Below are 11,922 nucleotides of genomic sequence, written 5' to 3'. Positions count from 1 at the left end.
TGGCGATGTTGTCGCGCACCCAGCGCAGCGCGGCCTGCTGGTCGGCCAGCCCGTAGTTGCCGACGTCTCCGGCCGGCCCGAGCGACGGATGGGCCAGGAAGCCCAGCGCGCCGAGCCGGTAATTGATGGTGACGACGATGATGTCGCCCCGCGTGACAAACCTCCGGGGGTCGACCATGCCACCGCTGCCGCTGACGAAGGAGCCGCCGTGGATCCAGACCATTACCGGCCGCGGGCTGCCCGGCGTCGCCGGTGTCCACACGTTGAGGGTCAGGCAGTCCTCGTCGGATTGCCGACCGAATTCGGGATCGCCGCCCGGCTCCTGGATACACCGCGGTCCGGGGCGGGTGGCATCGCGGACCCCCGACCAGGGCGGCGCGGGCGCGGGCGGTTGCCAACGCAACGGCCCGAGAGGCGGTGCGGCGTAAGGGATCCCGGCGAACAACCGGTGATCGGGCTCGACGACGCCGCGCACCATGCCCGTGGCGGTCCGCGCTAGCTCCGGATCCGTCTGCGCCAGCGGCGGGTTGGTCACCGGGGCCGCGGGGACCTCCGGGCCGCCTGCGCTCGGTGTGCCGCCAACGACCCGGCCGAGCGCGACTGTCAGCACGGCCGCCAGCACGACGAGCAGGACCACCCGCAGTCCCCGAGTCGTCCCCGGCTGCACGAAGTCCGAGCCTACGCAGCCCACGCCGCGGATCGAATCAAACACCACCCTCACAGTGACGGCGATCACCTAGACTGTAGAGTTGACACCCGTCAAGTTCCCGCCCAACCCCCGCAGGAGACTCGATGAGCACGCCCACAATGGACGAATCCGCGAAGGTATTGGCCGATCCGACGGCATACGCCGACGATGCCCGATTGCACAATGCGCTCACCCACCTGCGGGCGAACAATCCGGTGGCGTGGGTCGACAACCCGCCGTATCGGCCGTTCTGGGCGATCACCAAACACGCCGACATCATGGCCATCGAGCGCGACAACAATCTGTTCCTGTCCGAACCCCGGCCGGTGCTGGTGACCGCCGAGGCCGACGACCTGGCCCGGGCGCAGCTGGACGCCGGAATGGGCCTGCGCACCCTGATCCACATGGACGACCCGCATCACCGGAAGGTGCGCGCGATCGGCGCAGACTGGTTCCGCCCTAAGGCAATGCGAGATCTCAAGGTACGGGTCGACGAGCTGGCCAAGCGTTATGTGGACCGGATGCGCGACATCGGCCCGGAGTGTGACTTCGTCGAGGAGATCGCCGTCAATTTCCCGCTGTACGTGATCATGTCGCTGCTCGGCCTGCCCGAGGACGACTTCCCGCGCATGCACAAGCTCACCCAAGAGATGTTTGGCGGCGACGATGAGGAGTACAAGCGTGGCACCACGCCGGAGGAGCAGATGGAGATCCTGCTCGACTTCTTCGCGTACTTCTCAAAACTGACCGCATCACGACGCGAACACGCCACCGGGGACCTGGCGTCGGCGATCGCCAATGGCCGGATCGACGGCGAGCCGCTGTCGGACGTGGATACCGCGTCGTACTACGTGATCGTCGCCAGCGCCGGCCACGACACCACCAAGGACGCCATCTCCGGAGGGCTACTGGCGCTCATCGAGAACCCCGGTGAGCTGGAGCGGTTGCGCGACAACCTCGATCTGATGCCGACCGCCGTCGAGGAGATGATTCGGTGGACAACGCCGGTCAAGGAATTCATGCGCACAGCTGCCGAGGACACCGCCGTCCGGGGACAGCCCATCGCCAAGGGCGAATCCGTCTACCTTGCTTACGTTTCCGGAAACCGGGACGAGGAGATTTTCACCGACCCTTTCCGATTCGACGTGGGCCGCGATCCCAATAAGCACTTGGCGTTCGGCTACGGCGTGCATTTCTGTCTCGGTGCCGCATTGGCGCGGATGGAGATGAACAGCCTCTACAGGGAGTTGGTACCGCGGCTGGAGTCGATCGAGCTGGCCGGCGAACCCGAACTGTCGGCGACGGTCTTCGTCGGCGGACTCAAACACCTGCCGATTCGCTACTCGCTGCGCTGATCCGGTTGGTCTTCTTGCGGTGGGTCGCTAGAAAGCCGTCGACTGCTGCGACCGCAATCTCGCGATAGTCGAAGTCCGGCAATGTGGACAGCTTTCCCAATGCGATTGGGCCGAGCAGTAATGCCGCCGCTTTGGTGCGGTCGACGTCGCCAAGTTCGGCGACCGCTTGCGGGCTGCCGAGAATCGCCTCGAACGGCGCGGCGTACTGTTCGGCGACCCGTTCCCGCAGTGTGCGCACTTCGGGGCTGTCCGACGAACCACGGTGCCGGGCGCCCGGCAACCGTTCCAAATCGCCGCCGAGGGTCAGCCACGACATGGCGGTGAGGGTGACGGGTGCCTCGGCGATCAATTCGGCCTGCGCCTGCACCAACGCGATCAATCGGTCGCGCAACGAGCCTTCCTCCGGCGGCGTCGGCGCGGGTGGGATCAACGCGTGAAAAGCCGCTGCCAGCAGATCATTCCCACTGGGGAAGTGGCGATACAGCGTGGCACGGGCTACGTTGGCGGCACGGGTGACCGCATCGACGGTCACCGCGCTTGGGCCCCCCGAACGCAGTAGCGCGGTTGCGGCATCGAGCAGACGGGCCCGCGATCGCGCCGGCCGCGGGTCGTTACGCCCGCCGGTCATCGTTCAACCCACCTCCCTACCAGAACAAGACTATCGGTCTCGGAACGAGACTGTTAGTCTCGAAAATACCAACCGAAGGAGAGCGGCGACGATGGTCGACACCCTCGACCGGTCCGATCAACTTATCGACGCCAGCATCAGCCGGTTGTCGAAGCGCGGCCGCTTCTGGCTGCTGACCGTCGCGAGTGTCGATGTGTTGCTGGTGATCACCTCGATGGTCGCGCTGAACGCCGCGCTTCCCGATATCGCGTTGCAGACCAATGCGACCCAGGGACAGCTCACCTGGGTGGTCGATGGGTACACCCTGGTGCTGGCCTGCCTGTTGCTGCCGGCGGGCGCCATCGGCGACCGATACGGCCGTCGCGGCGCCCTGCTGGCCGGACTGGGCATCTTCGCGGTCGCGTCAGCGGCCCCGATGTTCTTCGATAGCCCGGTCCAGATCATCGTCGCCCGCGCGGTCGCGGGGATAGGGGCGGCATTCATCATGCCCGCGACACTGTCGCTGTTGACCGCGGCCTTCCCAAGATCCGAACGCAACAAGGCCGTTGGCATCTGGGCGGGCGTGGCCAGCTCCGGCGCGGTGTTCGGGTTTCTCGGAACGGGCATTCTGCTGCACTTCTGGTCCTGGCAGTCGATCTTCTGGGCGTTCACCGCCGCCGGCGTCGGCATGTTCATCCTGACGTGCACGATCGCGTCGTCGCGGGACGAAACCGCAACGCCGGTGGACTGGATCGGAGCCGTGCTCATCGGCGGCGCCGTCGCGATATTCGTGCTCGGCGTTGTCGAGACGCCCCTACGCGGATGGACCCACCCGATCGTCTGGGGCTGCATGGCCGCGGGCATCGCATTGGCCGCCGCATTCGCGGTCGTGCAACTGCGGCGCAGACATCCGCTGCTCGACGTCCGGTTGTTCAGCAGACCGGCCTTCGCCATCGGGTCGGTCGCCATCACCTTTCTGTTCTTCGCGAACTTCGGATTCTTTTTTGTCGCAATGCAGTACATGCAGCTGATTCTCGGCTACAGCCCGCTGCACACCGCGTTCGCTCTGACGCCGGTAGCGCTACCCATTCTGATACTGGGTGCCACGATGCATCTCTACCTCCCGAAGATAGGTCTGCGGCTGTCGGTGACGCTTGGCCTGCTCTTCATCGCGGGCGGGTTGCTGAGCTTGTGCACGCTCGAAGCCGACTCGCCCTACGCCCACATGGTGGTGCCGTTCCTAATCACCGCAATAGGCATCGGCCTGTGCACGGCGCCGACGACGACCGCGATCATGCACGCCGTTCCGGACGAAAAGCAGGGCGTCGCTTCTGCGGTCAACGACGCGACGAGGGAAGTCGGTGCCGCGATCGGCATCGCGGTCGTCGGGTCGGTGGTGGCAGCCCAGTACCACAACCACCTCGCACCCGCGCTCGGCGCCTTTCCCGAGCAGGTTCGTGGCGCAGCTCTAGATTCGCTCGCCCACGCTCTAGCCGTCGCAGAGCAGATGGGCCCGCAGGGCGCGCGATTGGCGGAGTTGGCCAATGACGCGTTCCTTCGGTCGATGAACACGTCGTTGATCGTGCTGGCCATCGCGCTGACCGTGGCGGCGGCATTCGTCGCGGTCTGGTCGCCGGGCCGCGACGGCCGCCAACTACCGGTGGTGCGCCGGCTCACGCGCCGGGGCGATTCAACTCCTGATGAACTCGGCGGCCCGATGGCCCAGCATCACGATGGTGGCGTGCGGGCCACGGCTGGTGATGCTCGGCAGGATCGAACCGTCGACCACCCATAGCGCCTCGATGCCGCGGACACGGCACCGTTCGTCGACGACCGCCGCCGGGTCGTCGTCGAGGCCCATCGGAGCGGTGCCACACAGGTGCTGCGACGTCGACCACGACGGTTGCTCGACTCTGGTTGTGGACGACGCCAATTCGCGCGCGAGCTCCGCGCCGGCACGCAACGTCGCCACATCGAGCGGTTCACTGTCGTAGCGGTGTTCGATAGTTGGCGGCACCTCGGGGTCGGCGGATGCCAGGCTGACCCTGCCGTGCGACCGCGGTTGCATCAACGCCACCCCGATGTGCGGCCGATCAGCGGGATCCACAGAATCATTGCCGGTTCCCCCCACCATTGCGCCGAACCCACGAGTGTACGGCCTGATCTCCAGCCCGTTGGGGGTCGTGAGGGTTGCCTCGAGCGGCGGCAGGTCGTGGGTGGGCGTCCAGTCCACCGGCAACACAAACTCCGGATGGTCGCTACACCGGACACCCACCGGCAAGTTCGACACCATCGGAATGCCCGCGGGCCCCAATGTCTCCTCGGTGCCGATGCCGGAAAGCATCAGCAGGTGCGCGGTGCCGATTGCTCCGGCGCACAGCACAATCCGATCCGCGGTCAGGTTGTCTGGCCCGTCCGCGCCGACCGAGTCGACACCGACGGCTCGTCCGTTCTCGATCCGGATGCGTGTCACCCGGGTGTTGGCCACCAAAGTCAAATTGGTTCGTTCGATCGCGGGCTGCAGGTAGGCGCCGCCGGGTCCGATTCGACTGCCGCCGTTGATGTTCAGCGGTACCGCGCCAACTCCGGGCGGCAGTGGATGCGCGGGCGCGGCGCCGTTGAGATCGGGTACCCATCCGTAGCCCATCTCGGTCGCCGAGCGAACGAACGATGCTGTACAGCCATCGAATTCGGCGATTCGACGCACAAGTATCGGACCATCGGACCCGTGCAGCGGGCCGTTGAAGTCCAGGTCGGTTTCGAGGGCGCGAAAGTGCGGCAGCACATCGTCCCATGACCAGCCCGGCACGCCCCACCGGTCGAAGTCCTCGGGCAGCCCGCGGCAGAAGTAGCCCCCGTTCACGGCCCCCGATCCGCCCACCACCGCACCCCGCATCACGTGCCCGCGCCGCTTTGGTGCGTCGGTCAGCGTCGTCACGTAGTGACGTACGACCGAGCTGGCGGCTCCGATCGGCATCCGCGACGCGTCGGTGATCTGAGCGTGCACCCGTGGGTCCGAGGGCCCCGGCCCCGACTCCACGACGGTGACACGGCAGTTGGAATCTGCCGAAAGACGTTCGGCCACAACGGATCCGGCACTGCCAGCGCCGACGACCAGCACATCGCTGTGCAAGGCGCTGCTTCAGGTCCGGATCTGCGGCTTGAGGGCGCCCAAGTGGCGTTCCCGAACGACGCCGGTCCACAAGCCGGTTCCGTATGCGATATCGTCGAGCCGCTTCAACAGCAGATAGCTGACAAACCCGACCGGCTTCGAGTCGTCGTCGATGTTGCCGTGACGATTCGCCCAGTCCACTACGCCATCCATGATCGCGGCGACCAGCACCGCATGCCGGCACCGCCGCGACAACAGCGCCGCGATCAACGCGATCGGCCAATAGTGACGGCAGATCGCCGAGGCTAGCTGCAACGCGGCCGACCAGAGGCCCTGTGCGGCGACCACCGCTACTTCCTTCGGCTCGGTCTCGACGGTATTCAGCGACTTCGCGATCCGTCGGCCGGTGATCGTCGCCACCACCATCGACGCCAGGTAGCCGATCCCGGAGCCCATGGCCAGCAGGATCCAGACCACCAACGTCCATCCGGAAATCACCAGCGGCGCCGTCTTGCCGGGATGACGAACCGATAGCGGCGCCGCCGATTCGCCATAGAATGACTTGCGCGCGAACCATTCTCGCAATTGTGTCCGGTGATCGTGGCCGACCAATGCGATCGGCTCGTACCGCAGCCGCGCCCCGGCTTCGATGAACCGCCAACACAGGTCGACGTCCTCACCGGACTTGAGCGTTTCGTCGAATCCGCCCACCTCGTTCATCACGGTACGACGGCAGATGATGGCCGCGCTTGGCACGTAGGAAACGGTCCCGTACGGCACCACGGGCGCTTCCCGCTGACCCAGGTCCAGCGATGACCGCACCGCCTCATATCGGGCCACCAGGTTGTCGGATTGCTCCATGCTGACGATGCGTGGTGCTACCAAAGCCACTGCGGGATCGCAGAAGTGGCCGAGCAGCGCTTCCAGCCAGCCCCGCCGGGGCACGACGTCGGAGTCGAGGAAAGCCACGAAATCGGTGGAGCATGCCGCCACTCCCTTGTTGCGGGCAGCCGCCGGCCCCTTGCTGCGCGGCTGGCGTAGCACCTGGACGTCGCAGTGCATGCCCGAGAAGTCGGCCTCCTGGATCGCGATGGCAGAGCCGTCGTCCACTACCACCACGCGCATGCCACGCAATGCCGAAAGGAGGCGGCGTACTCCGGAAACGTTGTCCCGCACCGGGATAACGACAGTTACATCGCGGTGTGACGGGCCGCTGGCCGGCCGCGGATGCGCGACCGTGGCATCGAGCAGGGTGCGGGCCACCTGCGCGCTGAGTGCGTCGTGCACCTCGAGCCGGCCGCCGTTGAGCATGGTCTGCGCGGCGGGAGCCAGCCGCAGCAGACGGGTGGGGGATCCGCCGAGCAGAGCCGACCCCTCGCCAAGCACCTTCACCCGGCGATCCACTTGCACGGCGAACCCGTCGGGCAGCCGCGGCTGGTTCATAGCAGCATCCCGTCGCGGTTGGGCGTCCAGCGCATGATGCGGCCGGCGCATCCGTCCACCATCTCGGCAAACAGGCGTGCTCCCTCGGCTGCGGTGGCCGTCGTGGGGTCGCCCAGCACGCCCAGCGCGGTCACCGCCGCCACGCCGCCGCTGCGCATCGCCGGCATCAGCTCGGCCAGCGCGGCGCTGTTGCCCGGGGCCAGCTCGTCGGTCCGCACGTCGTCCGGTGAAATATGTAGCAATACAGACGTTTCAGTGTGTCCGGCATGGGCGTCGGCGCTCTCCGCGCTGCACGAGCACCATCCGACATTGCGCCCCTCAAACCTGAGCAGCGCGGCCGCTTCGGCCAGCGCCTCGACGTTGCCGCCGTGCCCGTTGACGAAGACCAGGCGGCGCGCCCAGCTCGCGGCCGATCGGCCGAACTCCACCAGCAAAAGCCGCAGCGCGGAGGTGCCGACCGACACCGTGCCGGGAAAGCCCTCGTGTTCGCCGCTGGCTCCGTAACCGATCGGCGACGCGAGCATCCAGCCGGAGTCATGATCGGCTTGCGCCAACCGCTCAGCAACCGCGCGCGCGACGGCTGCGGCGATCCGGGTGTCGGTGTCAAGCGGCAGGTGAGGTCCATGCTGTTCGGTTGAACCGACTGGGATAACCAACGCGGGTGACAGACTGTGCAGCTGCCTCGAGGTTGAGTTACCAAGCTCGCTGAGGAAAGCCACCCGCCGATCGTAGGACGAATTCACCTGCCGTGCGCCGGTTGTTGGCGCATGCGGAGATATTGTTTTCCGGGAATTTGCCGCGACACTTCTCGGCTACTCACGTCGGTGTCTCCTGCCATGGGTTCTTCGCCGCCAATTTGGCTGGTAGGCGAACCGATGCTCAGGCGTCCGGCACGCCCAGCGCCCGGATGAAGCCCGGCGGCACCACCACATCGCCGGCGACCAGATCGTGCACCGAGGCGCGACCAAGACCCATCATCGCCGAGTCGATGCCGCCGCGGAGGATGTCGAGAACGTTCTCGACACCGTCCTGACCCTCAGCAGCCAGCCCCCAGAGATACGCCCTGCCGATCATGACCGCTCGCGCACCGAGGGCCAGCGCCTTCACCACGTCGCTGCCGCGCCGGACGCCGCCGTCGAGCAGCACCTCGATCTGGTCACCCACCGCTTCCGCGATGGGCGGCAGGGCGCGGATCGACGCCGGTGTCCCGTCCAGATTGTTGCCGCCGTGGTTCGACACCGAAATCGCCGAAACACCCGCGTCGACAGCATGTTTGGCGTCATCGACGCGCATCACACCCTTGAGCATGAGCGGTCCGCCCCACAGCTCGCGGAGCCAGGCGATGTCCTCCCAGGTGGGCGGCGGCGTGGCCATCCACTCGCCGTATGCGGCGAAGAACGGTGGTCCAGGCTCGCCCAGCGGTGCCTGGTTGGGTACCCGCAGGTCCGGCGGGCGGAAAGTCTTCGCCCATTGCAACAACCACCGTGGCCGGGTGAGGCCCTCCGGAAGCATCCGAACCGTCGTACGCAAGTCCATGTGCTCGGGGATCTTGGGGCTGCCCCAGTCACGGCCGTGCGCGAAGCTCCAGTCGGTGGTGACGATTAGGCCGACGGCACCGGCCGCGCGGGCACGTTCGACCCGGGAGGCAATCGCATCCCTGCCACCTAGCCAGTACACCTGGAAGAACGTCTTGCCATTGGCGGCCACCACCTCCTCGATGGGTTTGCTGGCGAACGACGACAGCCCCACCGCGGTGCCACGTGCAGCAGCGGCCCGGGCGACCGCCACTTCACCATCGGGATGGACCGCCTGAACTCCAGTCGGAGATATGACCACCGGCAGTGAAATATCTTGGCCCATAACGGTTGTTGACAGTTCGCGCTTCTCGATCGCACCGATCACATGCGGCGCGAAGCCGAGCTCGCCGAACGCCTCGACATTGTCGGCTACCGTGATGCCCTTCTCGCTCGCGGCGATCAGCGCGGCATACACCGATTTGGGCAGTCGCTTCTTGGCCCGCTGCTGGGCGATGGCCACGGTTTCGAACCATGTGTCACGCGCCATGACTTAGACCGGACTTTCGTTGCAGAGCCGGGCCGGAGCCGCACCGGCGGCGACATCTGAAATGCGCGGACGGACCGTCAGTTTCAGCGGCACCGGACCGGATTTGGTGCCGCGAGAGTGATCGACGCTCGGTCGTGGTTTGTTGCGCTCGCGAGCCAGAGCCGGGGCGCCGTAACCCTCGACGCATTCCGGATCGGGTCCGTCCAGCGGCAGGCCGGTGAAGAACTTGGCGGCCATGCAGCCACCCCGGCAACTGTCGAAGTGACCACAGCTACTGCACGCCCCGGCCGACTGCGGTTCCCGCAGCTCACGGAACAGCGGAGCGTTCTTCCACACATTGTCAAAACCACCGTCGGACAAGATGTTTCCGGCCAGGAAGCGATCGTGGATGGCGAACGGGCAGGCATAGACGTCACCAACCGGGTCGATCAGGCAGACCACCCTGCCCGCACCACACAGGTTGAGCCCGGCTAGTGCTCCCGGCGCGCCGAGCCCCGACAGGTGGAAGAACGAGTCGCCGGTGAGCACGCGGTCGCCGCGATCCACCAGCCAGTCATACAGTTGCACTTGCTGCTCGGCAGTCGGGTGCAGTTCGTCCCAGACATCGGCACCGCGGCCCGACGGACGCAGCCGGGTGATGCGCAGCGTGGCACCGTAACGCGCTGCCAGCGCGGCGAATTCGTCGAGCTGGTCGACGTTGTGACGGGTGACGACGACGGAGATCTTGGCGTCTTTGAACCCGGCCGCTGCGAGGTTCTCCAGCGCCCGGATCGCCATCGCGAACGAACCGGGCCCCCGGACGGCATCGTTGACCTCCGCGGTCGCACCGTCGAGCGAGATCTGCACGTCGACGTAGTCGCTGGCAGCGAGCCGGGCTGCTACCGCGGGCGTGATGCGCACACCGTTGGTGGAGAACTTCACCCCGACGTGGTGCGCGGTGGCGTAATCGACAAGCTCCCAAAAGTCCGGCCGCACAGTCGGTTCGCCGCCGCCGATGTTGACGTAGAACACCTGCATGCGTTCGAGCTCGTCGATGATGTCCTTGCATTGCCGGGTGGACAGCTCGCGCGGATCGCGCTTACCCGACGAGGACAGACAGTGCACGCACGCCAGATTGCAGGCGTAGGTGAGCTCCCAGGTCAGGCATATCGGCGCATCAAGCCCGTGCTCGAACTGCTCGACGAGCCGGGGCACCGGTTGCGTGGATGTCATCGGTCCTCCCCCGGAATGAGCATCTTCGATTGCGCCAGCACACCCAGCGCGTGCAGATACGGCGCCTGCGCCGCGTCGTCGATTCCGGCGGCGCGACAAGCGGATCGGGCGTCGGGATGGTCAGTCAACGAGTTGACCACCGACACGATGGTCCGGTTCTTCAGAAACGACAGCTTGCGGGTGCCGAAGTGATACAACAGCGCGCCGAAAGGCTCGGGCCGCACCGCCACCTGATGATGCAGCCGCCAGCTGACGTCCGGATCGAACGTCACGGTCAGTAGACCCCGCACATCCCGTCGATCGACACCTCTTCGACCAGAGTCTCGGTGACGAGCTCGGTGTCCGTCTCGGCCTGCTCATTCGGTTCCATCTGCCGCACCTTTCTTTGCAAAGGATCTCGACAATTGTGATCGAGATCGCAATAATATGGCATCGAGTGCCAGAACGGAAGCGTGGGGTTGATATGAGGCCGGGTTCCGAGCGCCGGGTGGGCCGGCGTCGCTCCACGACCTGGGACCACATCAGCAATGTCGCCATCGACTTGTTCGCCGCCCGTGGCTTCGACGAGGTCAGCGTGGACGACGTCGCCCATGCCGCCGGGATCGCGCGCCGCACCCTCTTTCGGTACTACCCATCCAAGAACGCGCTGCCGTGGGGTGATTTCGACGCGCATCTGGAGCACATGCGCGATCTGCTCGACGACCTGGACCCCCATGTGCCGATCGGCGACGCCTTGCGGACAGCGCTGTTGGCGTTCAACAACTTCGACGAGGCGGAAACCGCCCGGCACCGGCAGCGGATGCGCGTCATCCTGCAGACCGCGGCGCTGCAGGCCTACTCGATGACGATGTATGCCGGGTGGCGCGCGGTGGTCGCCGCGTTCGTCGCAGGGAGGCTGGGCGCCAAGGCCGGCGACCTGGTGCCGCAGACGGTGGCCTGGACGATGCTCGGGGTGGCGCTGTCGGCCTACGAGCACTGGCTGGCCGACGAGTCCGTGTCGCTGGCCCAAGCGCTCGGCGATGCCTTCGACACGGTGAGCGACGGGCTGAAGGCACTGGACCGACGTGGTCGTTAGAAGAATTCTTGATTGGGCGTCGGAGTTCGGGCCCCAACGGCGACGATAAGGGTGTGAGCTCAGATCAGCGCGACGCTCCGACGGCGCTGTTGGCGCTGTACGACGACGCACTGCCGGTCGTGTACGGATACTTCGTCCGACGCTGCGGTGACCGCGGAGCCGCCGAAGACCTGACATCGGAAACCTTTCTGGCGGCAATGGACGCCGCGCGAAAGGAAGCTCCGCCGCCGATGACGGTGCCCTGGCTGATCGGAGTGGCGCGGCACAAGCTGGCCGATCACTACCGCCGGCGGCACGACCGGTTCACCGTCCCGGTCGCCGAACTGCCCGAACCGGTCGAGCCAGCAGACGAGTGGGACGCCGAAC

13 protein-coding genes are annotated in these 11,922 nt (G+C 66.4%); 4 read left to right on the top strand and 9 right to left on the bottom strand.

Annotated elements, in window-relative coordinates; genetic code table 11:
- The coding region (locus ACRDU5_RS12950) for a carboxylesterase family protein (RefSeq protein ID WP_526614949.1) at positions 1-535 on the bottom strand (535 nt) is incomplete at its 3' end.
- 257 nt (positions 536-792) lie between these two features.
- Here ACRDU5_RS12950 and ACRDU5_RS12945 point away from each other — a divergent pair.
- Positions 793-2,043 carry a cytochrome P450 gene (locus ACRDU5_RS12945; RefSeq protein ID WP_526614947.1) on the top strand — a complete coding sequence of 417 codons (1,251 nt, stop codon included), beginning with the start codon at positions 793-795 and terminating at the stop codon, positions 2,041-2,043.
- Here ACRDU5_RS12945 and ACRDU5_RS12940 read toward each other — a convergent pair.
- Complete coding sequence (locus tag ACRDU5_RS12940) at positions 2,009-2,671, bottom strand: TetR/AcrR family transcriptional regulator (RefSeq protein ID WP_526614946.1); 663 nt, start codon at positions 2,669-2,671, stop codon at positions 2,009-2,011. The genes ACRDU5_RS12945 and ACRDU5_RS12940 overlap by 35 nt on opposite strands.
- Before the next feature lie 91 nt (positions 2,672-2,762).
- Here ACRDU5_RS12940 and ACRDU5_RS12935 point away from each other — a divergent pair, with 91 nt between their 5' ends.
- Positions 2,763-4,445 carry an MFS transporter gene (locus ACRDU5_RS12935; RefSeq protein ID WP_526614945.1) on the top strand — a complete coding sequence of 561 codons (1,683 nt, stop codon included), beginning with the start codon at positions 2,763-2,765 and terminating at the stop codon, positions 4,443-4,445.
- Here the strand turns inward: ACRDU5_RS12935 and mftG are convergent.
- The 7 genes from mftG to mftA form a co-directional block, all read right to left on the bottom strand.
- A complete protein-coding gene (gene mftG / locus ACRDU5_RS12930) occupies positions 4,341-5,783 on the bottom strand; it encodes a mycofactocin dehydrogenase MftG (RefSeq protein WP_526614944.1) in 1,443 nt (480 codons plus the stop codon). The two genes, ACRDU5_RS12935 and mftG, sit on opposite strands and share 105 nt — an antisense overlap.
- A gap of 9 nt (positions 5,784-5,792) precedes the next feature.
- Complete coding sequence (mftF, locus tag ACRDU5_RS12925) at positions 5,793-7,205, bottom strand: mycofactocin biosynthesis glycosyltransferase MftF (protein ID WP_526614943.1); 1,413 nt, start codon at positions 7,203-7,205, stop codon at positions 5,793-5,795.
- Positions 7,202-7,948: a mycofactocin biosynthesis peptidyl-dipeptidase MftE gene (gene mftE, locus ACRDU5_RS12920; protein ID WP_526614942.1), complete on the bottom strand. Its 747-nt coding sequence runs from the start codon at positions 7,946-7,948 to the stop codon at positions 7,202-7,204. Before mftE ends, mftF begins: the two co-directional genes overlap by 4 nt.
- Before the next feature lie 136 nt (positions 7,949-8,084).
- Positions 8,085-9,269, bottom strand: a complete 1,185-nt coding sequence (gene mftD, locus ACRDU5_RS12915; protein WP_526614941.1) for a pre-mycofactocin synthase MftD — start codon at positions 9,267-9,269, stop codon at positions 8,085-8,087.
- 3 nt (positions 9,270-9,272) lie between these two features.
- A complete protein-coding gene (gene mftC, locus ACRDU5_RS12910) occupies positions 9,273-10,481 on the bottom strand; it encodes a mycofactocin radical SAM maturase (RefSeq protein WP_526614940.1) in 1,209 nt (402 codons plus the stop codon).
- Positions 10,478-10,771, bottom strand: a complete 294-nt coding sequence (gene mftB, locus ACRDU5_RS12905) for a mycofactocin biosynthesis chaperone MftB (RefSeq protein WP_526614939.1) — start codon at positions 10,769-10,771, stop codon at positions 10,478-10,480. The genes mftC and mftB overlap by 4 nt, the downstream gene beginning before the upstream one ends.
- The gene (gene mftA / locus ACRDU5_RS12900) at positions 10,756-10,851 is read right to left on the bottom strand and encodes a mycofactocin precursor MftA (protein WP_526614938.1); all 96 of its coding nucleotides are present in this window, start codon (positions 10,849-10,851) and stop codon (positions 10,756-10,758) included. The genes mftB and mftA overlap by 16 nt, the downstream gene beginning before the upstream one ends.
- A 93-nt stretch (positions 10,852-10,944) precedes the next feature.
- Here mftA and mftR point away from each other — a divergent pair, with 93 nt between their 5' ends.
- Together mftR and ACRDU5_RS12890 are read left to right on the top strand one after the other, a co-directional pair.
- Positions 10,945-11,556: a mycofactocin system transcriptional regulator MftR gene (gene mftR, locus ACRDU5_RS12895; protein ID WP_526614948.1), complete on the top strand. Its 612-nt coding sequence runs from the start codon at positions 10,945-10,947 to the stop codon at positions 11,554-11,556.
- 53 nt (positions 11,557-11,609) lie between these two features.
- A partial coding sequence (locus tag ACRDU5_RS12890) for an RNA polymerase sigma factor (protein ID WP_526614937.1) occupies positions 11,610-11,922 on the top strand: 313 nt, incomplete at its 3' end.

The organism is Mycobacterium sp. (genome assembly GCF_050701515.1).
Lineage (GTDB): Bacteria > Actinomycetota > Actinomycetes > Mycobacteriales > Mycobacteriaceae > Mycobacterium.
Note: the sequence above shows the minus strand (reverse complement) of the source record. Positions and strands in the feature narration are given on the sequence as shown.

Bases quoted from the DNA above. Each gene is read 5' to 3' on its own strand.
- ACRDU5_RS12940 (WP_526614946.1), bottom strand. From the start codon at position 2,671: ATGACCGGCGGGCGTAACGACCCGCGGCCGGCGCGATCGCGGGCCCGT.
- mftA (WP_526614938.1), bottom strand. From the start codon at position 10,851: ATGGAACCGAATGAGCAGGCCGAGACGGACACCGAGCTCGTCACCGAG.
- mftR (WP_526614948.1), top strand. From the start codon at position 10,945: ATGAGGCCGGGTTCCGAGCGCCGGGTGGGCCGGCGTCGCTCCACGACC.
- mftD (WP_526614941.1), bottom strand. From the start codon at position 9,269: ATGGCGCGTGACACATGGTTCGAAACCGTGGCCATCGCCCAGCAGCGG.
- mftF (WP_526614943.1), bottom strand. From the start codon at position 7,205: ATGAACCAGCCGCGGCTGCCCGACGGGTTCGCCGTGCAAGTGGATCGC.
- mftC (WP_526614940.1), bottom strand. From the start codon at position 10,481: ATGACATCCACGCAACCGGTGCCCCGGCTCGTCGAGCAGTTCGAGCAC.
- ACRDU5_RS12935 (WP_526614945.1), top strand. From the start codon at position 2,763: ATGGTCGACACCCTCGACCGGTCCGATCAACTTATCGACGCCAGCATC.
- ACRDU5_RS12945 (WP_526614947.1), top strand. From the start codon at position 793: ATGAGCACGCCCACAATGGACGAATCCGCGAAGGTATTGGCCGATCCG.